We start from the raw sequence: 18,641 nt of genomic DNA, 5'->3' as shown, positions 1-18,641 counted from the left end.
AAAGAGGTGAACGGATATGAACGAGCAGATGTCCGCACGATTTTCAGCACTCGGCGACCCAATACGATTACAACTCATCGAAGCATTACGAAAAGGTCCTCGCTCCGTCAATGAGTTAGCCGATCAACTACACTTACGCCAACCGCAAACCTCGAAGCACTTAAAGCTGTTGCTTGACGCAGAACTAATCACTGTCGAGCGGCAGGCGAATCGTCGCTTGTATAGCCTTCGTCCAGAAGCTTTTCGAGAACTTGTCACGTGGAGTAACACAATGGCTCAGATGGAAGCACGCATGTATCGTCTAGATGAACATTTGCAGCGGATGCAATCATCCGCGAAGGGAGACGAGACGAATGAAAAAGGAACTGAAGACATCGATTGATGGTAAGGTGCTACGAATGGAATGGGTTTGTGAGGCACCGCGAGAAATCGTCTTTGCCGCATTCACGGAAAAAGAGCAACTCGAAGCCTGGTGGGGACCAGAAGGCTGGGAGACGACAATCAAAACGTTCGAATTTCAACCGGACGGCGTTTGGCATTATTGCATGCGGTGTGTCGATCCAACACAAGGTGATTTTTATGGCATGGAGTCGTGGGGGAAAGCAATTTTTAGACATATCGATGCCCCGAACACCTATAGTCATGCCGATTACTTCTCCGACGCGTCAGGAGCTATCTCTGAAAATTTACCAGGTAGTGAAAATGTCACGACATTCATTGACCATGGAGAAACGACCTTGATTGTCTTTGAATCGACCTACGAAACGGAAGCAGCTGTGCAAGAAGTGCTGGGGATGGGAATGAAGGAAGGTTTCACGTCGCAACTGTATCGCCTAGATCACCTATTGACGAAACAGTAAGAAGGAGTCGATGTTTTGGTGCGGAAGATCGGTTTGGCTTTATGTATCCTATTCTTAGTAGGTTGCGGAAAATACACGATGGAAGAGGCAAAGGAGAACGGCGACATCATCGTCCAGAAAGGTGTTGAGAACAGCGACCGATTCGAGTCTTTTTTGAATAAGTCGAAGCAAGGAAAATCAGATCAGATTCGCATCACAGCCTACACGACCGAGGGAGATCCGATTGTGTATGACGTCGAGTATGACGGCAAGACGTATCAGTATTCGTCTGATGCATCACGTGATCAGTTCGGTTCAACAGACGACGATCGAAAGAATGAAGTCTGTCAGCAACTCGATAAAACGATCGTGAAGCAAGAGGCAATCTATACGTTAAGTAAATGCGCTGAAGGAACGGATCATGAATTGCTACGATTACCAAAACAATAATCAAAAAGGATCGTGTCCCGTCGAATCAATCAGCGGGCACGATCCTTTTTATTCGCTGTCAAGCCGTCGTAAGGCTTCGCGCCAACTGGAGAAGCGTTCAATCAACAATGTCAGTGAAGGTGCTTGGTGCGCACGCGCCCACTTGGCATATTGCTGACTCGTCAGAAGCGGTCCATGTGTGGCAGCAGCTTGTTGAAGAGCGTCTAAGCAGTCTTGATCGGTGAAGAAGCCGTTCGAGGTGAGGTCGAAGTGTGCCAAGGCATTTTTCCAGGTGCCGAAACGACGAATGATCGTATTCGCACTCAGCATTTCTGGGTGTAGATCCCGCAATTCCGTATAGGAGCGAATCGTCATGTTCGTTCCTTTTTGTGCGACATAAAAAGCGACGCTTTCTTCGATCGACCACCGCTTCGTTCGCTTGACCGCGGCGGGACGGTTCAACGTCATGCGTTCTTTCGTCGATAAATGGGAAGTCTTGACGATTCCAGCTCGTTCTAACAAGTGTGCCCACGAACCAAATCGGGCATTGATTTCTTCAAGCGAAGGGTAAGGAAGTTGAGCTGCTAACTTTTGATAATGGGTAGCTTTCATAGGTGAATGGTGCATTTGATGAAGACCTTGAATCAAGCGGATGATCTTCTCATCCGTTGCTAAGGTGGAAGTGGAAGTCGGATGTTGACGCATGCAAGATATCTCCCTTTTGAATGGTTGTTTCAATTACAGGCTAGTGTAGCATGAGCGATTGCGAGAACATACTAACAATATCGTAAGGTAAGAAAAATAGCGTATTTTTATCCAGGAAATACAGGAAAATCAGAGCTGAAACACGAATACAATATTATAGAAGAAAAGAGGGGGAACTGATCAATGACAGAAACACAGACGATTGATACGATGGAGGATATTTTAAAGATGCTCGACGCACGATTGCGTGAACCAGAACCGTTTTGGGACAAGTTCTATGAAGATCGGACGAAACCGGTCCCGTTTTTTAAGAACATTCCGGACGAGAACTTAGTTCGCTACATCGAAGAGGGCTGGCTCTCGCCTGGTGACGCATTAGATCTCGGAACAGGACCGGGGCGAAATGCGATTTATCTCGCAACACACGGTTTCTCGGTGACGGGACTGGATCTTTCAGCAAACGCGTTAGACTGGGCAACAGAACAAGCGCAACAGACTGGAGCGCACGTTGCGTTTCGAAAGCAAGATTTTCTAGAGACGACCGAACAGAATACATATGATTTCATTTACGATTCCGGCTGTTTTCATCATATGGCGCCACATCGACGTGTGACTTATGTGACGCGACTGAAGGAGATGTTGCGCCCAGGAGGATATTTCGGATTGACGTGTTTTGTTGCGGGCGGTCCGCTTGGCGGCGCGACGTTGACGGACTGGGAGGTCTATCAAGAAAACAGTCTCCAAGGCGGACTCGGCTATACGAAAGAGCGATTACTCGCCATATTTGATGCATTCGACGTCATCGAACTAACGGAAATGAAACCCGTCGACAATCCAGAGGCATTATTTGGTCATGCTGGACTGTGGACTGGTCTGTTTCGATTAAAGGATTGACTCGTCCGGCATTCGAGACATGAACCAATCCACAAAGTAGTGGACATCCTCTAGCGAAACGATTTGGTGTGTATCGTATGCGGTGAACAGTGACAAAAAGCGCGGTTCGTCAGGGAAATAATGAAGCAGGATCGGACGGAGTGTCTCTAGGTCATGCACGAAGCTTTGATCGTCTTCTAGAATAAGGTGATAGGTGCTCCGAATAATCCGTTTCACGATCGAATCGGAATGAAGCAGAGCGACCTGACCGGTTTCTAAGAGAAATAAATCCGTTTTCAACTGCTCGCATACCCCACTGTTTAATGCGAAGCCAAGAGCGCGTGTCGGACGAAGGGATGGAAATCGACTTTGGAGATTTTCGCCTGCCAAAAACAAGTTGACGGATTTCAACCAGACGCCCCAGCGAAGTGCTTCGTCATCCCGTATGACGTCGCCAAGCAGACCGATGTCATAATCGATTTTGGTGACGAAGGGATAGTCCGTCAACCAGTGTTCCGTCTGTTTATCTAACTGCATGTGTTCTTCTTCCGTCAACGGTTCTGTCAAAATCAGTGTAAAATCGAGGTCGGATTCAAAAGGACGCGCCGTTCCTTTGGCGACGCTGCCATACAAGTACACGCCATGAAACGCGGATAAGGTTTGTACATAGGCGACGACGTCCTGAATCACGGCACGATAACGGACAGGAATCGTTTCAGCGGAAGTTGGATTGTGGATGTAGCCATTTTTCGTGCCCAATGTCGTTGGATACTGCATCTGTCTTCCTCCTCATCCTTCAGGAATGGATTGATAGCGATACCATTTCTTGTTTCGCTGCACATATAGAAACATCGTATCATCTTTTTCTTGATAGATGACTGTACCGCTCATAAGATGAGTTGCCATGCCGTCCTCGAGCGTCTTTTCGGGTGCTATTTTTTGAACACGTGGACCAGGAGTCAAGAAAAGATCGGAGACGGTTACGACCTGATCTAGTCGATACACGCGATCGTTCAAGCGGATGACGTCTTGATCTTGTTCAATGGCTTCTGCCGCGATGAGGTCCGTCGTTGTCATCGTCGTCTCCGCTAAGCATCCACTGAGAAAAAGAATGATCAATAAGATAGTAGCTAACACTTTTTTCATGAAAATACCTCTTTCTCTGGTTATATATCGTAATTTACGATATATTCGGATTATACGATATAAGGGGGAGTATTATGATTTCAGCTGATTTTGCAAAAATTTATTATCAACTACATCCACGGTTCGAGGAAAACCTGTCTCACCAAAGTGTGCGTATTTTGCAATATATTCAATTTGCGGTGAATCCGACGATCAAGCAGATTGCCGAGGCATTTCGCCTCTCACATAATACGACGTCCGAGCACGTCAAAAAGTTGGATAGATTAGGCTATATCGAAAAAAAACGGAATCCAGAAGACCAACGCCAAGTGACGATTGGTTTGACAGACTTAGGAGATACAATCGTTCGTCGTCATACGGAACTTGATCCTGAACGGTTAAATCAAGTCCTTGCTACGATGTCAAAAACAGACCAACAGGCGATTGAACAGGCGTTTCGATTGTTGCGGGAGGCGGCAGATGACTGCTTTTCTCGTTAAGGTGCTGTCGAGTGCACTGGTCATCGGTCTCGTCACGGAAGTCGCCCGGCGTTCACCGTCACTGGGTGGTGTGTTGTCTGCATTGCCCGTCGTCAGTCTAATTAGCTTTGCCTGGCTCGTTAAACAGGGAAGTGAACGGGCAGAACTGAGTACATTCTTAAAGAGTGTGTTACTCGGATTACCAGCGACGTTCTTATTGCTTGCCGTCTTATATGGATTGATCCGCTTAGGCATTCCTATTTTTTACAGTATACTCGGTGCAACGAGCTTTTTTATTGCTTGTTGGTATATCCAACGTTACCTACAACAGTGGTGGCAAACCTAAAAAAGGAGACAAAGTAATGATAACCCTTCAAACAAAGCGATTGACGATTCATCCATGTACAGCGACAGACGTAACGCGTTTACAACAACAGCAATACGAGAACGGACCTGAAGTACAGCATCACTTGACGTTACTCGCGTCAGATCCATTGATGCTGTACTGGGGAAGTTGGCTCGTCATGACAAAAGACGGGCAGGTAGTCGGAGATATTGGATTCAAAGGGAAACCAGACTCGCGACAAGCAGTCGAAATCGGTTATGGTTTGTTACCAGCGTTTCTCAATCGAGGTTTTGCGACGGAAGCCGTCCGAGCCTTGATTGATTGGGTGTTCGACCAAACCGAAGTGAAGGCTGTACTCGCAAAGACGGATTTGACGAATCAAGCATCGATCAGGGTGCTTGAAAAAGCGGAATTGATTCAGATTGGGAGCGACGATCGGTATATCATGTGGGAGCGTTTGAAGTAGGTGTAAAGGAAACTTGACAGGTGATGCGTTATTTACATATAGTGGAATAAGCGAGGTGGAACTATGAAAAATCATGTCAAGAAGATGCGCGAGGAACGAGGTTGGTCGCAAGGCGAACTGGCAAAACGATTGAACGTATCGCGTCAGACGGTCATTTCCATCGAAAAAGAGCGGTATAATCCGTCACTTGACCTCGCTTTTGCACTGGCTGATTTGTTTGAGCGGCGAATCGAAGATATTTTTACACCGAGTCGAACGAACGAGGAGGGAGCGGAATGATGCGAGTCAATGTGTTACTAGATATTTTTTTAATAGGAGTAGGTCTGTACTTAACAATGACGGATCCTGCGGCTAAAACACTCGGAATCATCCTCGTTTTAGCAGGTGTCACGTCACGTATCACAGGAACGGTATTCTCGCCAACGGAACCGTATGATGAGCGTCAAGGAACGATTAAAATCCGTAGTGGACATATCGCTTATCTCGTAAGTATCGGATATCTTTTTTTGATTTTAGTTCTCGTCAATTTATCAATCCTTCAAGACATTCAATTTGCTCTGTTGCTAGCATTAGGAGGACAAGTCTTGTTCTTTCCACTTATACTGCTGTACGTGAATCGAAAGATGTGAAGAAATGAATGTTTATAAAATGATACTTGTAACCGTTATCAACAATGGTATAGAATGTAATGGAATAGGGATTGTTACTGGTCAAGCAGGCGAAACCCAAATCAGCGATCACTGGAACCGTGAGTGACGTTTGATTTGGGTTTTTCTATTTTTCCTGATTTGAAAGGAGGTCACCGATGATCATTCACCAAATTTTCAACAACAATGTTATTAGTGTATTTGACGAAGTAGGGCGTGAGCGAGTCGTCATGGGGAAGGGAATCGGATTTAAGCGGAATTCAGGACAGACGATATTAGCCTCAGATGTAGAAAAAGTCTTTTATCTCGATGATGCAGGTAATCATGAACGATTTAAATTATTACTTCAAGAAATTCCTGAAGAAATCATCGTTTTGACTGATGATATCGTAACGATTGCTAAATTGACGCTTGGAAAAAAACTCAATGAACTTGTCTACATCGCTCTTGCCGACCATTTGCATTTTGCATTAGAACGTCATGAAAAAGGTTTAGAAATCAAAAATGTATTGCTTTGGGAGATTAAGCGTTTATACCAAGATGAGTTTAATGTAGGTTTGCAAGCACTTAAATTGGTTGAAGAAAAATTCAATATTAAATTACCTGAAGACGAAGCAGCCTATATTGCACTTCATATCGTGAATGCTGAATTAAACGAAGAGATGCCGAATATCGTTTCAATGACAAAAGTCATTCAAGAAGTATTGAATCTCGTAAAATACCACTTTGCACTGGAGTGGGATGAGAATACTCTCGCCTATCATCGTTTTGTTACTCATCTCAAATTTTTTGCACAACGACTCGTGACGCGAACCGAATATGAAGGAGATGAGAGTGCGCTTTTTGATCTAGTGAAAATGCAATATCCCAAGTCCTATGTTTGTACTGAAAAAATTTCTTCCTTTATTCAGACAAAATATGATTATCGGTTGACGGATGAAGAAAAATTATACCTAACGGTTCATATCACAAGATTAATTAAAGAAAAAAAGAGTGGTTGACATATAAAAGTAAAAATGTTATTATTTGTTTATTAAATATATATATTTGCTGGGATTGTTACTGGTCAAGCAGGCGAAACCTAGGTGAAACAAGACGTATTTTCATGAAATACGTTACTTGTTCTCATCTAGGTTTCTTTTTGTGTCTATCAACTATGGAGGTGTCTTATGAAATACGATCAATTAGCAAAAGAAATCATTGAATCTGTCGGAGGCGAACAAAACGTTAGTTCACTTGTACATTGCGCGACTCGACTACGTTTCGTACTTAAAGACAAAGCAAAGGCTGATAAATTAAAACTTGAAAAACTAGAAGGTGTCATTGCTGTAAAAGAGAGCGGAGGGCAGTTTCAGGTCGTTGTCGGAAATACAGTACCTGAGGTATATCAAGCAATTGGAAAACAAACAAAGCTGATGGAGGAGTCGACAGAAACTAGTAAGACAAATGAAAAAGGAAACATTCTTGGTCGAGCAATCGATATTATTTCAAGTATCTTTACGCCATTGCTTGGTGTCATGGCGGGAGCTGGTATCTTAAAGGGTTTACTTGCGATTGCGACGAATGCAGGTTGGTTAATTCCTACTGAAACAACGTATATCATCTTAAATGCTACAGCGGATAGTCTCTTTTACTTTTTACCTATTTTGTTAGCGGTTACATCAGCACGAAAGTTTGGTGCCAATCAATTTGTTGCCATGACAGTAGCGGGTGCTTTGATCTATCCGACAATCATTCAACTGAAGACGGATGCAGTCACGACGACATTCTTCGGTATACCCGTGACGATGATGTCATATACATCTACGGTCATTCCAATCATTCTTGCCGTTTGGGTTATGAGTTATGTTGAAAAATTCTTCAATCGACATGTCCATGAGAGTGTTAAAAATTTTGTTACACCTTTGATTGCTCTCATTACAATCGTTCCATTAACGTTAATCGTGTTTGGACCAATCGGTGTTACGTCAGGCGACTTGATTGCTGCCTTCATTCTAAAGGTATTAGCATTTAACCCAATTTTAGCAGGGGCGTTCATTGCTGGTGTATGGCAAGTCCTCGTCATTTTCGGTATTCACTGGGGAGTCGTTCCGATTTTCATCAATAACATTGCCACTAAAGGATATGACTATATCAAACCGGCAACTGCTCCAGCAATTTTTGCACAGGCAGGAGCATCATTCGGTGTCATGCTTCGTTCAAAAAATAAAAAGTTAAAAACATTAGCAGGTTCTACGGGAATTACCGCGTTATTCGGTATTACAGAACCTGCCGTATATGGAGTCACTTTACGCTTAAAGCGTCCTTTCATTGCAGCTGTCATTAGTGCAGCAGTGGGTGGAGGGATCGTAGGGCATTTTGGAAGTGTAGCAGTAGCTTCTGGTCCTCCGGGATTATTGACGTTACCTGTCTTCATTGGCGATAGTATGACAGCATTTTACGGGTTGTTAATTGGTGTCGGTGTCTCATTCTTTTTATCGATGGTCTTAACATACATCCTTGGATTTGAAGATGATCCGATTGAAAAAGAAGCAGAAAAAAATGTTCGTGCATCAACAGATATGACGATTCCAAGCCCAGTTTCAGGTCAAATCGTTTCTCTCGAAAAAGTTTCTGATAGTGTGTTTGCGAGTGGAGCGATGGGACAAGGTTTCGCAGTCGTTCCGACTGAAGGAAAAGTAATCGCCCCAGTGTCAGGTCAAGTAACTGCTATATTTGCAAGCAAACATGCGATTGGTATTCGGTCAGAGGACGGAATGGAGATCCTCATTCATGTTGGGATTGATACGGTACGCTTAGATGGAACTCACTTCGAATTACACGTCACACAAGACCAGAAAATCGAACCAGGGGATGTATTAATCACTTTTGATGTGGAATCGATTCAAGCAGAAGGTTATGACATCATCACACCTGTGATTTTCACGAATTTATCAGAAGAACGACAAATTACGATTGATCAAGATCAAATTTCAGTAAGTGAATACAATAAACCTGCTTTTGCATAAGAAAGGATGAGACGATGCAATTTCCAAAAAACTTTTTATGGGGTGGCGCTATTGCGGCCAATCAATCAGAAGGTGCCTATTTATCCGATGGGAAAGGATTATCTTCCGTTGATTTAATTCCTAGTGGTTCAACTCGAAGAGCCGTTATGAAGGGAGAATTATCGCATTATGAGCCCCTTCCAGAATTAATTTATCCATCCCATGAGGCGATTGATTTTTATCATCGTTATAAGGAGGATATCGCTCTATTCGCTGAAATGGGGTTTAAAGCGCTTCGTTTATCGATTTCATGGGCACGTATCTTCCCAAAGGGTGATGAAGAACAACCAAATGAACAAGGATTGAAGTTTTACGATGAGGTGTTCGATGAATTATTAAAATATGGAATTGAGCCAGTCGTTACAATGGCACACTTTGATGTACCCGTTCATTTAGTAGAGCATTATGGAAGTTGGCGTAATCGAAAAATGGTCACATTCTTCGAACGATATGTTGAGGCGATCGTATCTCGTTATCATTCGAAAGTACGTTATTGGATGACTTTCAATGAAATAAATATGTTGTTCCATCTTCCTTACATGGGAGCTGGATTAGTATTCGCAGAAGGAGAGAATCGACAACAGATTCAGTATCAAGCGGCACATCATCAATTGGTAGCGAGTGCGCGTGCCGTGGAAATTGCTCATACGATCAATCCGAATCTTCAAGTAGGGTGTATGTTGGCAGCAGCCATGACGTATCCTTATACCTGTAACCCGGATGACGTCGAAAAAGCAATGGAACGTGATCGTGAGAATTTCTTCTTCATTGATGTACAAGCTCGCGGTGCCTATCCGGGTTATGCATTAAGACAATTGAAAGAGGCTGGTATTGAAATTCAGATGGAACCAGGTGATATTGAACTATTACGCAACCACACAGTGGACTTTATTGGTTTTAGCTATTATTCGAGTCGCTGTATCAGTACGGATCCAGAAATACTGGATAAAATGACGGCGGGGAATGTGTTCCCGACTGTCAAAAATCCATATTTGAATCAATCAGAATGGGGATGGACGATTGATCCGAAAGGACTTCGTCTAACGGCAAATCAGCTATACGACCGTTATCAACTTCCCTTATTCATCGTCGAAAATGGCTTAGGCGCATTTGATGAATTGGATGGAGAAGGAAACATTCAAGATGACTATCGGATTTCTTATTTAACAGATCATATTCGAGCAATGTACGAATCGATACAAGACGGAGTAGAACTCATCGGTTATACGAGTTGGGGATGTATCGATCTCGTCAGTGCGTCTTCCGGTGAATATGCAAAACGGTATGGCTATATTTATGTAGATCGTCATGATGATGGTAGCGGAACGAATAGTAGACGGAAGAAGGCGTCCTTTGATTGGTATAAAAAGGTAATTGCATCTAATGGTGCCTGTATAGAAGATCAAAAACATATTAAAATTAAATAAAAGTATAGCTAACGATGCGGATCTAGAAATGCTTAGATTACGAATCGTTAGCTTTTTTTAGTGTTATTCGTATTTTGTATTAAGATTTTTGCAGTATTCTTAGAACAGAGTGAACAGCATGGTACTATAACTATAAAATAAATTAAGGCGATAACCCTTCTTAAATGGTTATAAAAAAATCTAAGCAGGAATAATAAAGATTTAGCTCTCAATCGCAAACGTATCGCGCAATTCAATGATCGTTCCTTCCGGTGCTTTTAATTTACTCAGATGTCCATCGACGACGAAATAGATGTTGCCACCGTGTTTTGGTAAAAAAGGCATCCCGAGTTGTTCCAGTCGTGTTACTTCCTCTTGCAAGTCGTCAACATAAAGGGCGAAATGAACAGGACCCGCTGCTTGTTTCGTGTAATCGGTGAACGGTTGACCGGATTTGGGTGTCTGTAACTCGATATAGAAATCACCGAGTCGTAACCAGCTGTTAAAGTCGCGGTCATGAAAATCGGGTGTTTCTTGAACGAGCGAAAAGCCGAGCTGTTCATAAAATTGTTTAGACGCGACGTAATCCGTCGTCTGAATACAGATGTGATGAATTTGTTTCATACTAAAACCTTCCTTCGTGTTCAATGAAATCATGCAGAACTAGTGTAGCATTTCGCGGATCAGTTGGAGTGATAGAAATGGAGAATACGATGCAACATGCCATAAATTTGATATGTGAACGTTTTTCGTTAGGGCAAACGATCAGCGAACCTGTCCGATTGACGGGTGGTCTTCTGCATGAGTCGTGGCGACTACAGACAACAACAGGATTCTATGTCTTAAAACGATTGAATCCGGAAATCATGCGACGCTCTGAAGCACGAAACAACTTTAAAATGTCAGAAGACGTTGCGATGCAAGCATCTCTTTACTTAGCAGCATTACCAGCACGTCGCGTCAACGATCAAGTGGTACAGACGATTAATGGTTCTGATTACCTTTTGTTTGATTGGGTCGATGGCGAGACGTTATCAGCCGATCAAATTCGACTTCGACCGGCACATGCACGACAAATCGGAGTTCAACTAGGAAGGTTACACGGTCTTTCCGTGGCGACGACTGGTTTTTCACAGCCGGATACCTCCAGTATGCCAATCGATTGGAACGATTACCTAGAAGAAGGAAAGCGACAGCAATCAGACTGGCTACAGTTGCTAGTCGAAGAGCAGGAACAGCTACAACGACTGGAACGATGGGCACAGGAAGCAAAACTTCAACTATCTACAGACTGGATCGTCAGCCACCGTGATCTTGATCCGAAAAATGTTCTCTGGACAACAAATGATCCGGTCTTGATCGACTGGGAGTCTGCAGGGTTGATTCATCGTGCCGTCGATTTATTTGAGACCGCCTGTTATTGGTCAAAGCGTAAAGACGACACGTTTGATCATGATCGATTTTCTGCTTTCCTTGACGGCTATCAAACAGAGCAATCTTTGCCTATCGTTGACTGGGTATACATCATTGACATCAGTGTCCAAGGGAAGCTAGATTGGCTTCGATTCAATCTGGATCGCTCATTCGGGAAACATGGTATACCTGAAGTGGAACGGATGCTCGGGACAGAACAGGTTCTTTTGACGATAAAAGAACTACAGGTTCACGATCGGAATCTCTGGATTAAGTGGATAATAGCAAGATGATCATAAGAAAGAGGCACTGAATCATTCGATTCGATGCCTCTTTCGTTATTAAAACGACTTGACTAGAAGTTCAACGGTTGATTCAGGAGTACGAAACGGAACATACCCTAATTGCTTGATGCGATCATTCGAAAATGTCGCTTGTTCCGCTGGACGATCTGGTGCTTTAAATGGTTTACCACTTGCTTCAATCAATTTCATGCGGAAATCTGTTTCTGGCAGATTAACATCAATCGCATTAAAGATGTCCCCATCTTGCGCATTTGTTGCAGCAAGAACAATCATCTCGACTAGGTTATCCGCATGGATCCACGGAACGACGTCTTCCGGGTGTACCCAAGTAATGAGATCTGCCACTTTCATCCGCTCGACTTGTCGATCCCCCCAGTAGGATTGTTCCTCGGCACAAATAGAACCAGGTCGGAGGATGATCAAATCAGACTGCGGCGTACGCTTTTGTAACAGCCGCTCGGATGCCTGCTTCGTATGGATGTAGACATGTTTTGATGCTGGTAACGGCGATGTTTCCGTAAAGTGTCCACTTACCACTTCTCCGTAAACAGAAGTCGTCGAGATATGTATGATGCGCTTGACACAAGCATTTGTTGCAGCATCGGCGAGATGTTTCACACCTGTGACGTTTGCTTCTTCCGCTAAGTCGGGGTCATCCCCAAGGTAGGCAGCACAGTGGATCAAGAGATCGACGCCTTGAAGTGCTGCAAGAAGCGAAGCCGGATTACCGAGCTCACCAATGATTGGAATAACATCATTTGTTGAATAGTGATCCGCCTGTTCCTGAGAACGATAGAGTCCTCGAACTTCACACGCTTCTTTAAGAAAACGTCGCGCGACACGTGAGCCAAGCGTCCCGGTCATCCCTGTAATCAAAATCGTACTCTCGTTTAAGTTCATGATGCTTACTCCTTTGACTCCGTCTTTTCAGCGAAACATTTCTCACAAATGAAACGACCTTCGCTTTTTAAGTAAGCTTTTACTTCCGTCATCCCGCGATGTTTTGGATAACGCATCTGGATATAAACCTTTTCGTTTCCTTCGATCGTTTTGCCACAATGAATGCATGTCGGTTCTTTACCAAACATCCTATCGCTCCCTATATATTTTTATCTTCTACCTTATCGTAAAGGAAAATTAAGGGTGTTGGAAGAATAAAGTAAAAAAAGGAATATAAAGGAAGGTGTCTATGATCTTCATTGCTATTTTTCTCGCCGTCGGTGGAGTCGTCTGGTTCATTTCAGCGCGCAGTCAGTCGAAACATCGTTCGCTCGATGATCAGGAGTATACGCTGAACCAGCACGACGTCCATCAGCAGCAAAATCATCGTGATTTTTGAAGGCATGTCAAGGAGCATCCGGTCGATTGACTGTATGCTCCTTTTTAGCGATTGCGTACATAAAGGAAATATTTCGCGTTGCTCCAAATCAAGGCGATAATCAATAAACTGATTGCGAAGATCTGAGACTGTCCGGTTTCATACGAATAAATGACCAATACGACGATGACACCTATCAATAGGAGTTGCAACGAAGATTGTGAACGAATGAGACCTTCTAACATGACGTGTCGTTCTCCGTCATCTGAGGCGGCAAATAGCTTTTTGACATAGTTTGTTTCCGAGTACTTTGGGAAATCACGGTTTGGGTAAATGTAACGCATAAGATTAAGATAATAATAGGATGCAAAACTACTGATGATGAAAAAGAGACCACTTAGTAATAAAAGAAGTCCGAAATGATTTTCGATGATGCTAAAAGATGCGAGACCGATGCTGAGAAGAGTAGAAACCTGAACCATCATCATGCCATCCGCATAGTATCGATTCACTTGACCGTCAATCGCATCCTCGTCGTCTGAAGAAACAGAGCGTCGAGTCAATTGACGAATTTGCAAATAGCGCACGATATAACTGAAGGTAAGAACCGTCAAGATAACGAAAAGACCAGTGAATATGTAATTAAGATAGAGCGATAGTTCAAACTTTGACAAGCTGGTATGTTTAAAGACAGACATGACGATATAGCTACTAATGAAACCGAGCAGTGCTGCGATGATGACTTTGCTTGCTTCTTTTTTCATATTAATTCCTCCTCCTCGAAATAAAAAATTTCTTCTAACGGCGTATCAAACACACGAGAAATTTTGACAGCAATCAATAGCGAAGGCATGAATTCTTCACGCTCGATTAAGCTAATTGTCTGGCGTGAAATGTTTGCACGCCGCGCCAGTTCAGACTGATTCCATCCGTGACGAGCACGTAATTCTTTTAAGCGGGATTTCATATAGGGATTCACCTCCTATATAATGTAACTTATCATAGTCTTTTTGACAACTATAATAGTCAAAAAAGATAATATGATGGTCATTAATATGTAAATCAATCATATCGATGGGATAAATTGTATACTAGAATAAGTCGAAAGGAGATGTGAAACACATCGATGAAATCTCAGTCATCTGTAAACGATGTTTTTTATCATGATGAGGATGTTGCGTGCCGAATCGCTTCGGTTCTACAAATCGAAGAGACACTACTCAAACAAAAAATCACCTATCTCCAAGACGTGACAGACTCGGACGCAAGTAATACATACGAACAAGGACGTCAGCAGCTATCAGACAAACTCGATACGTTAAGACGTTCGGTAAAAATGAATCTTATCTCTCGCGACGATGTCGCACTCCGAACGCGAGCACTCTGGAAACAGTCACTCAGAGCGACGCGTGTAACGGAAGAGGAAGCGCGTCTCGTCCAAGAGTATCTCCGGATTGAGGCAACGATGCTGACACAATCAGGAGAAGCGGTTTCTGATCTCTATGCCGCCTTATTTGATGCAGATGAGCCGACACGGAAACAAGCATTCTTATCGATTGAAGAAGCATTCCGGACGAATGAATCCGTCATTCAACGATTATTTTCGCAACTTGTCGACTTGCGACAAGTGCGTGCTTCTGCAAGCCATCAGGCGGGTTACGAAGAATTGGCTTTTTCGGAGCTTGGTCGTATCGATTATTCAAGCAAGGATGTCGATCATTACGCCAGCATCGTTCAAACTTATTTCCGACCGGTTAAACAGCAATTTCAGCTCGAGCAACAAATGTTTCTTGGCAAACAGGCGCTCCATCCGTGGGACGTCCGGCAATCGGCCTATACGCAGATTGATCATCGCATAACCGGTTCTGACGCTTCATTTTTAGATAAGGCACAAGCGATTCTTGAGAGCGTTCATCCGTCTTTTGCTGACATATTACAAGAAATGCGCCAAGCGGTTCATCTCGATATCGATGCCCGTTCAAACAAAGCTGGAGGAGGATTTTGTGAGTATTTACCCGTCGAACGTCAATCATTCTTGTTCATGAATCGTATGCAGACATTCGATGATCTCGTCATCTTCATGCACGAGATGGGGCATGCCGTCCATCACGAGGCAATGAAAGAGACGTATGATGGACTTCAACCGATTCCGCTCGAAGTAGGGGAATTCGCCGCCATGTCACTTGAGCTGTTGACGATGAACGAGTGGCACCAAGTGATTCCAAATAAAAGAGACGTTGCTCGAGCGAAACTCGAACAGATCCGTTCGATAGTGGAGTTCTTGCCGCAAACGATCATCGTTGATCGTTTTCAGTCGTGGCTCTATGCTCACCCGGACCATCTGCCGGAAGAACGACAAGCTTCTTTTGCACGTCTCCGGGAGACGTATGATACGGACGTCATCGATTGGTCGGAAACACCCGATTGGAAAGGCCACGAATGGATGAGTGTCATCCATCTCTTTGAGACGCCGTTTTATTACATTGAGTACGCGATTGCTCAGATTGCCGCTCTTCAGTTGTATCATCGTTTCACGAAAGACCCTGACCAAACGTTGAAAGACTTCATCGCAGCCTTGGCGCTTAGTCAAACCCATTCGGTTCAAGACATCTATGCGAGAGCGGGTGTGTCCTTCTTACCGAGTGATGCGGAAATGAAAGAGTTGATGACGTTCCTAGAAGGTCAAATTGAAATTTGGACAAATGAGTTAGAAAAGGCATATTAAAAAGAGAAAAGCTTCAGTCTGGAACAGCAGTAGTACAAAACGATAGGAGGACGAACATGAATATCCGTAAAAACATCGTCTATGCGACATTATTCAATGCCACAGGCGATCAATTATTGATGGTCGAGAATCGTGGCGATCACGGTGATTACTATACATTGCCCGGTGGGACGGTCGAACGAGACGAAACGCTACATACGGCAATCACGCGCGAAGTACTGGAGGAGACAGGATATCATCTAACGCCGGGAAACATCGTCCATGTGGCAGAAGCATTCTTCCCGCAAGCGGGGGAACATTGTCTCTTTTTCTTCTTCGCGGGAGAAATCACTTCCGGTCAGTTAAAAACGAATGTTCCGGAAGAGATTTCCGGACTCGTCTGGATGGACCGTGAAGAAGCGTTCAAACACCTCAATTTACCGGAAGCGTCAAAAGAATCGCTCTTTGCTGGTCGAACGGTACCGTATGATTTTGCCGGAGAGATCATTCACGCGTAAGGAAGTGTTGCTTGACGTACTAAGTTGACAGGTTTTCGGGTACAACACTACAGAAGCATTACCCGAAATTTGTAGAAAGTCAGGTGAACACACAGTATGTCGATTCTTACGTTTCACGAAGTCAGCTATCAACACATCTTACACGAAATAACGGGTGAGTTCCGAGAAGGTGTCATTACGACGCTCGTCGGACCGAGTGGTGCCGGAAAATCCACGACATTGAAACACATCAACGGACTTATTTCTCCCGATCGCGGCGAAATTTGTTTTCGAGGCGAACCACTCGAGCAGATGAATCTGCTCGACGTCCGCAAACGGATCGGAATGGCGTTCCAAAGCGCGCCGATGATTCCAGGTACCGTCTACGATAATATCAATTTACCGAAATCGATCTTCGGGGAATCGTTGCCACGCGAGGAGGCGGAACGCTTGCTACAACAAGTCGAACTATCCGTCGAACTTGAGCGACCGGTCAAAGATTTGTCCGGTGGCGAACGAAGCCGACTTGGAATCGCACGGACACTCGTCAATCGTCCAGACGTCCTGTTGCTCGATGAAATCACGGCAAGCCTTGATTACCGGATGGTGCAGGAGATTGAGAAGCTGATTCTCGATTTACAGCAGGAGTTACAGACGACGATCATCTGGATTACCCATGACTTGGAGCAAGCGAAGCGGGTCAGCGACGACGTCTGGTTTTTAAAGGACGGGCGATTGATTGAGTCTGGTGATTTTAAAGAGCTCGCTTCAAGTGGTCAAGCAGAGACGCAAGCGTTCTTGAAGGGGGAATTGGTATGAGTTACCTTCAACTGGCGACTTCGCTAATCTTCATTCTGATTCCTCTCGTCTTAGCGCGGACGTTACGGCTTGGTTTAGAGAAGGACATCATCATCGCAACCGTTCGATCAATCGTCCAACTCTTGATCATCGGTTACATTTTGACGTTCGTCTTTGAGAGCGGCAGTCCGGTCTTCATGCTATTGATGGTTTTGTTGATGATTGGTGCAGCGACACTGAACGTCATCCGTAAAGGGGACGGGATCCCTGGTATCCAGTGGATTATTTTGTTCACGCTGATTATCGTCGAAGCATTGACGATGGGCATTTTGCTTGGGTTACAAATCATTCCATTCGAAGCCCAGCAAGTCATTCCAATCAGCGGGATGGTCATCGGGAACTGTATGATTCTTTCCTTACTGTTTCTCAATAAGTTCAAGGACGAGGTCGAACGGAGCGACGAGGTCATCGAACTGATTCTCTCACTTGGTGGGGATGCGAAGACTGCGATCGATACGAGTTTAAAAGGAGCAATCCGGACGAGTATGATTCCGACGATTGAAGCGCAAAAGACGATGGGACTCGTTCAACTACCGGGGATGATGAGCGGTTTGATCATCGGTGGAGCGGATCCGATGGAAGCAGTCCTCTACCAACTATTGATTCTATTCCTGATTTTAACGACGGCAGCGATGGCATCCGTCCTCGTCGGCTTTTTATCCTACCGCCGACTCTTCAATGAAAAAGCACAATTCATTGGATTGACCTATAAGAAAAAAGACACATAAGGAGTATGACATGCAAACCTATCCTATTACAGAAGCCGACCTGCAACTGGTCGAACTAGCAACCGAAACGATTCAAAGCCGCTATGCTGACGACAAACATCACGTCGCAGCTGCTCTCCGGACGAAAGATGGCGCGACGAAAGTGGGCGTTCACGTCGAAGCCTATATCGGGCGGGTAACAGTTTGCGCGGAAGCCATCATGATCGGTTCCGCCATCACGGATGGATTGACAGATTTTGAAACGATCGTCGCAGTTCGACACCCCTATTCGGACGAGGCGGACCGAACGATTCGTGTCGTCAGTCCGTGCGGCATGTGTCGCGAATTGATTTCCGATTATGCATCGGACGCATTTGTTCTCTTGATGATCGACAATCAGTTGACAAAAGTCCAGATTTCCGACTTGATTCCAATGAAATATGTACGCTCATGAAACAGGAACTCTTCATCAAACGA

The 18,641-nt window shown here is 44.3% G+C and carries 27 protein-coding genes; 19 read left to right on the top strand and 8 right to left on the bottom strand.

Annotation, left to right across the window (positions count from 1 at the left end):
* Positions 1-16: 16 nt before the first annotated feature.
* The 3 genes from ASG02_RS05485 to ASG02_RS05475 are packed head-to-tail and all read left to right on the top strand — an operon-like array spanning position 17 to position 1,289.
* Positions 17-382 carry a helix-turn-helix transcriptional regulator gene (locus tag ASG02_RS05485; RefSeq protein ID WP_056061757.1) on the top strand — a complete coding sequence of 122 codons (366 nt, stop codon included), beginning with the start codon at positions 17-19 and terminating at the stop codon, positions 380-382.
* Positions 354-860 carry an SRPBCC domain-containing protein gene (locus ASG02_RS05480; protein ID WP_056061754.1) on the top strand — a complete coding sequence of 169 codons (507 nt, stop codon included), beginning with the start codon at positions 354-356 and terminating at the stop codon, positions 858-860. The genes ASG02_RS05485 and ASG02_RS05480 overlap by 29 nt, the downstream gene beginning before the upstream one ends.
* A gap of 18 nt (positions 861-878) precedes the next feature.
* Positions 879-1,289, top strand: coding sequence for a DUF4362 domain-containing protein (locus tag ASG02_RS05475; RefSeq protein ID WP_056061751.1), 411 nt, complete (start codon positions 879-881; stop codon positions 1,287-1,289).
* Positions 1,290-1,337: 48 nt separating this feature from the next.
* Here ASG02_RS05475 and ASG02_RS05470 read toward each other — a convergent pair whose 3' ends face one another.
* Positions 1,338-1,973, bottom strand: coding sequence for a homing endonuclease associated repeat-containing protein (locus ASG02_RS05470; protein WP_023468471.1), 636 nt, complete (start codon positions 1,971-1,973; stop codon positions 1,338-1,340).
* A gap of 183 nt (positions 1,974-2,156) precedes the next feature.
* Here ASG02_RS05470 and ASG02_RS05465 point away from each other — a divergent pair, with 183 nt between their 5' ends.
* Positions 2,157-2,867 (top strand): cyclopropane-fatty-acyl-phospholipid synthase family protein, encoded by a 711-nt coding sequence (locus ASG02_RS05465; protein ID WP_056061748.1) that lies wholly within the window; start codon positions 2,157-2,159, stop codon positions 2,865-2,867.
* On the opposite strand, the gene ASG02_RS05460 is transcribed toward ASG02_RS05465, so the two are convergent.
* Both ASG02_RS05460 and ASG02_RS05455 read right to left on the bottom strand, forming a co-directional pair.
* Positions 2,856-3,623, bottom strand: a complete 768-nt coding sequence (locus ASG02_RS05460) for a nucleotidyltransferase domain-containing protein (RefSeq protein WP_035407649.1) — start codon at positions 3,621-3,623, stop codon at positions 2,856-2,858. The two genes, ASG02_RS05465 and ASG02_RS05460, sit on opposite strands and share 12 nt — an antisense overlap.
* 12 nt (positions 3,624-3,635) lie before the next feature.
* Entirely contained in the window at positions 3,636-3,992 is a 357-nt protein-coding gene (locus ASG02_RS05455) for a hypothetical protein (protein ID WP_056061745.1), read from the bottom strand.
* A 74-nt stretch (positions 3,993-4,066) separates the two neighbouring features.
* Here ASG02_RS05455 and ASG02_RS05450 point away from each other — a divergent pair, with 74 nt between their 5' ends.
* From ASG02_RS05450 to ASG02_RS05415, 8 genes are all read left to right on the top strand, one after another.
* Entirely contained in the window at positions 4,067-4,471 is a 405-nt protein-coding gene (locus ASG02_RS05450; RefSeq protein WP_035407655.1) for a MarR family winged helix-turn-helix transcriptional regulator, read from the top strand.
* Positions 4,452-4,796, top strand: coding sequence for a DUF3147 family protein (locus ASG02_RS05445; RefSeq protein ID WP_035407658.1), 345 nt, complete (start codon positions 4,452-4,454; stop codon positions 4,794-4,796). The genes ASG02_RS05450 and ASG02_RS05445 overlap by 20 nt, the downstream gene beginning before the upstream one ends.
* A gap of 16 nt (positions 4,797-4,812) precedes the next feature.
* On the top strand, positions 4,813-5,262 hold the full coding sequence (locus tag ASG02_RS05440) for a GNAT family N-acetyltransferase (protein ID WP_235514007.1): 450 nt from the start codon (positions 4,813-4,815) through the stop codon (positions 5,260-5,262).
* Between the two features lie 63 nt (positions 5,263-5,325).
* Entirely contained in the window at positions 5,326-5,541 is a 216-nt protein-coding gene (locus ASG02_RS05435; RefSeq protein ID WP_056061742.1) for a helix-turn-helix transcriptional regulator, read from the top strand.
* Positions 5,538-5,891, top strand: a complete 354-nt coding sequence (locus tag ASG02_RS05430; RefSeq protein WP_052019007.1) for a hypothetical protein — start codon at positions 5,538-5,540, stop codon at positions 5,889-5,891. The genes ASG02_RS05435 and ASG02_RS05430 overlap by 4 nt, the downstream gene beginning before the upstream one ends.
* Positions 5,892-6,067: 176 nt before the next feature.
* Entirely contained in the window at positions 6,068-6,910 is an 843-nt protein-coding gene (gene licT / locus ASG02_RS05425) for a BglG family transcription antiterminator LicT (protein WP_035407664.1), read from the top strand.
* A gap of 168 nt (positions 6,911-7,078) precedes the next feature.
* Entirely contained in the window at positions 7,079-8,917 is a 1,839-nt protein-coding gene (locus tag ASG02_RS05420; protein ID WP_056061738.1) for a beta-glucoside-specific PTS transporter subunit IIABC, read from the top strand.
* 14 nt (positions 8,918-8,931) lie between these two features.
* Complete coding sequence (locus ASG02_RS05415; protein ID WP_056061735.1) at positions 8,932-10,383, top strand: 6-phospho-beta-glucosidase; 1,452 nt, start codon at positions 8,932-8,934, stop codon at positions 10,381-10,383.
* A gap of 201 nt (positions 10,384-10,584) precedes the next feature.
* Here the strand turns inward: ASG02_RS05415 and ASG02_RS05410 are convergent, their stop codons facing one another.
* Positions 10,585-10,986, bottom strand: coding sequence for a VOC family protein (locus tag ASG02_RS05410; protein WP_056061732.1), 402 nt, complete (start codon positions 10,984-10,986; stop codon positions 10,585-10,587).
* Positions 10,987-11,075: 89 nt separating this feature from the next.
* Between ASG02_RS05410 and ASG02_RS05405 the strand changes: the two genes are divergently transcribed.
* Complete coding sequence (locus tag ASG02_RS05405; RefSeq protein ID WP_162236130.1) at positions 11,076-12,068, top strand: phosphotransferase; 993 nt, start codon at positions 11,076-11,078, stop codon at positions 12,066-12,068.
* A gap of 48 nt (positions 12,069-12,116) precedes the next feature.
* On the opposite strand, the gene ASG02_RS05400 is transcribed toward ASG02_RS05405, so the two are convergent.
* Positions 12,117-12,980 carry an NAD(P)-dependent oxidoreductase gene (locus ASG02_RS05400; protein ID WP_056061725.1) on the bottom strand — a complete coding sequence of 288 codons (864 nt, stop codon included), beginning with the start codon at positions 12,978-12,980 and terminating at the stop codon, positions 12,117-12,119.
* Between the two features lie 5 nt (positions 12,981-12,985).
* The gene (locus ASG02_RS05395) at positions 12,986-13,168 is read right to left on the bottom strand and encodes a hypothetical protein (RefSeq protein WP_035407678.1); all 183 of its coding nucleotides are present in this window, start codon (positions 13,166-13,168) and stop codon (positions 12,986-12,988) included.
* A gap of 101 nt (positions 13,169-13,269) precedes the next feature.
* On the opposite strand from ASG02_RS05395, the gene ASG02_RS15580 reads away from it, so the two are divergent.
* Positions 13,270-13,419: a hypothetical protein gene (locus ASG02_RS15580; RefSeq protein ID WP_023468457.1), complete on the top strand. Its 150-nt coding sequence runs from the start codon at positions 13,270-13,272 to the stop codon at positions 13,417-13,419.
* Between the two features lie 44 nt (positions 13,420-13,463).
* Here the strand turns inward: ASG02_RS15580 and ASG02_RS05390 are convergent, their stop codons facing one another.
* A complete protein-coding gene (locus ASG02_RS05390) occupies positions 13,464-14,162 on the bottom strand; it encodes a DUF3169 family protein (protein WP_056061722.1) in 699 nt (232 codons plus the stop codon).
* On the bottom strand, positions 14,159-14,365 hold the full coding sequence (locus ASG02_RS05385; protein ID WP_056061719.1) for a helix-turn-helix transcriptional regulator: 207 nt from the start codon (positions 14,363-14,365) through the stop codon (positions 14,159-14,161). The genes ASG02_RS05390 and ASG02_RS05385 overlap by 4 nt, the downstream gene beginning before the upstream one ends.
* 159 nt (positions 14,366-14,524) lie before the next feature.
* On the opposite strand from ASG02_RS05385, the gene ASG02_RS05380 reads away from it, so the two are divergent.
* From ASG02_RS05380 to ASG02_RS05360, 5 genes are all read left to right on the top strand, one after another.
* Positions 14,525-16,123, top strand: coding sequence for a M3 family metallopeptidase (locus ASG02_RS05380; RefSeq protein WP_056061716.1), 1,599 nt, complete (start codon positions 14,525-14,527; stop codon positions 16,121-16,123).
* Between the two features lie 56 nt (positions 16,124-16,179).
* The gene (locus tag ASG02_RS05375) at positions 16,180-16,620 is read left to right on the top strand and encodes an NUDIX domain-containing protein (RefSeq protein ID WP_082478670.1); all 441 of its coding nucleotides are present in this window, start codon (positions 16,180-16,182) and stop codon (positions 16,618-16,620) included.
* 96 nt (positions 16,621-16,716) lie between these two features.
* Positions 16,717-17,418, top strand: coding sequence for an ATP-binding cassette domain-containing protein (locus tag ASG02_RS05370; protein WP_056061713.1), 702 nt, complete (start codon positions 16,717-16,719; stop codon positions 17,416-17,418).
* A complete protein-coding gene (fetB, locus tag ASG02_RS05365; protein WP_056061710.1) occupies positions 17,415-18,185 on the top strand; it encodes an iron export ABC transporter permease subunit FetB in 771 nt (256 codons plus the stop codon). The genes ASG02_RS05370 and fetB overlap by 4 nt, the downstream gene beginning before the upstream one ends.
* 10 nt (positions 18,186-18,195) lie before the next feature.
* Entirely contained in the window at positions 18,196-18,618 is a 423-nt protein-coding gene (locus ASG02_RS05360) for a cytidine deaminase (RefSeq protein WP_056061707.1), read from the top strand.
* Positions 18,619-18,641: the final 23 nt, after the last annotated feature.

The sequence above is a fragment of the Exiguobacterium sp. Leaf196 genome (genome assembly GCF_001423965.1).
Lineage (GTDB): Bacteria > Bacillota > Bacilli > Exiguobacteriales > Exiguobacteriaceae > Exiguobacterium_A.
Note: the sequence above shows the minus strand (reverse complement) of the source record. Positions and strands in the feature narration are given on the sequence as shown.

What these genes read in the sequence shown, in the direction of transcription:
- ASG02_RS05395 (WP_035407678.1), bottom strand. Translation starts at nt 13,168, where the DNA reads ATGTTTGGTAAAGAACCGACATGCATTCATTGTGGCAAAACGATCGAA.
- ASG02_RS05420 (WP_056061738.1), top strand. Translation starts at nt 7,079, where the DNA reads ATGAAATACGATCAATTAGCAAAAGAAATCATTGAATCTGTCGGAGGC.
- ASG02_RS05410 (WP_056061732.1), bottom strand. Translation starts at nt 10,986, where the DNA reads ATGAAACAAATTCATCACATCTGTATTCAGACGACGGATTACGTCGCG.
- ASG02_RS05470 (WP_023468471.1), bottom strand. Translation starts at nt 1,973, where the DNA reads ATGCGTCAACATCCGACTTCCACTTCCACCTTAGCAACGGATGAGAAG.
- ASG02_RS05385 (WP_056061719.1), bottom strand. Translation starts at nt 14,365, where the DNA reads ATGAAATCCCGCTTAAAAGAATTACGTGCTCGTCACGGATGGAATCAG.
- ASG02_RS05445 (WP_035407658.1), top strand. Translation starts at nt 4,452, where the DNA reads ATGACTGCTTTTCTCGTTAAGGTGCTGTCGAGTGCACTGGTCATCGGT.
- ASG02_RS05405 (WP_162236130.1), top strand. Translation starts at nt 11,076, where the DNA reads ATGCAACATGCCATAAATTTGATATGTGAACGTTTTTCGTTAGGGCAA.
- licT (WP_035407664.1), top strand. Translation starts at nt 6,068, where the DNA reads ATGATCATTCACCAAATTTTCAACAACAATGTTATTAGTGTATTTGAC.
- ASG02_RS05435 (WP_056061742.1), top strand. Translation starts at nt 5,326, where the DNA reads ATGAAAAATCATGTCAAGAAGATGCGCGAGGAACGAGGTTGGTCGCAA.
- ASG02_RS05485 (WP_056061757.1), top strand. Translation starts at nt 17, where the DNA reads ATGAACGAGCAGATGTCCGCACGATTTTCAGCACTCGGCGACCCAATA.
- ASG02_RS05415 (WP_056061735.1), top strand. Translation starts at nt 8,932, where the DNA reads ATGCAATTTCCAAAAAACTTTTTATGGGGTGGCGCTATTGCGGCCAAT.
- ASG02_RS05430 (WP_052019007.1), top strand. Translation starts at nt 5,538, where the DNA reads ATGATGCGAGTCAATGTGTTACTAGATATTTTTTTAATAGGAGTAGGT.
- ASG02_RS05400 (WP_056061725.1), bottom strand. Translation starts at nt 12,980, where the DNA reads ATGAACTTAAACGAGAGTACGATTTTGATTACAGGGATGACCGGGACG.
- ASG02_RS05390 (WP_056061722.1), bottom strand. Translation starts at nt 14,162, where the DNA reads ATGAAAAAAGAAGCAAGCAAAGTCATCATCGCAGCACTGCTCGGTTTC.
- ASG02_RS05480 (WP_056061754.1), top strand. Translation starts at nt 354, where the DNA reads ATGAAAAAGGAACTGAAGACATCGATTGATGGTAAGGTGCTACGAATG.
- ASG02_RS15580 (WP_023468457.1), top strand. Translation starts at nt 13,270, where the DNA reads ATGATCTTCATTGCTATTTTTCTCGCCGTCGGTGGAGTCGTCTGGTTC.
- ASG02_RS05460 (WP_035407649.1), bottom strand. Translation starts at nt 3,623, where the DNA reads ATGCAGTATCCAACGACATTGGGCACGAAAAATGGCTACATCCACAAT.
- fetB (WP_056061710.1), top strand. Translation starts at nt 17,415, where the DNA reads ATGAGTTACCTTCAACTGGCGACTTCGCTAATCTTCATTCTGATTCCT.
- ASG02_RS05455 (WP_056061745.1), bottom strand. Translation starts at nt 3,992, where the DNA reads ATGAAAAAAGTGTTAGCTACTATCTTATTGATCATTCTTTTTCTCAGT.
- ASG02_RS05465 (WP_056061748.1), top strand. Translation starts at nt 2,157, where the DNA reads ATGACAGAAACACAGACGATTGATACGATGGAGGATATTTTAAAGATG.
- ASG02_RS05440 (WP_235514007.1), top strand. Translation starts at nt 4,813, where the DNA reads ATGATAACCCTTCAAACAAAGCGATTGACGATTCATCCATGTACAGCG.
- ASG02_RS05375 (WP_082478670.1), top strand. Translation starts at nt 16,180, where the DNA reads ATGAATATCCGTAAAAACATCGTCTATGCGACATTATTCAATGCCACA.
- ASG02_RS05360 (WP_056061707.1), top strand. Translation starts at nt 18,196, where the DNA reads ATGCAAACCTATCCTATTACAGAAGCCGACCTGCAACTGGTCGAACTA.
- ASG02_RS05370 (WP_056061713.1), top strand. Translation starts at nt 16,717, where the DNA reads ATGTCGATTCTTACGTTTCACGAAGTCAGCTATCAACACATCTTACAC.
- ASG02_RS05380 (WP_056061716.1), top strand. Translation starts at nt 14,525, where the DNA reads ATGAAATCTCAGTCATCTGTAAACGATGTTTTTTATCATGATGAGGAT.
- ASG02_RS05450 (WP_035407655.1), top strand. Translation starts at nt 4,067, where the DNA reads ATGATTTCAGCTGATTTTGCAAAAATTTATTATCAACTACATCCACGG.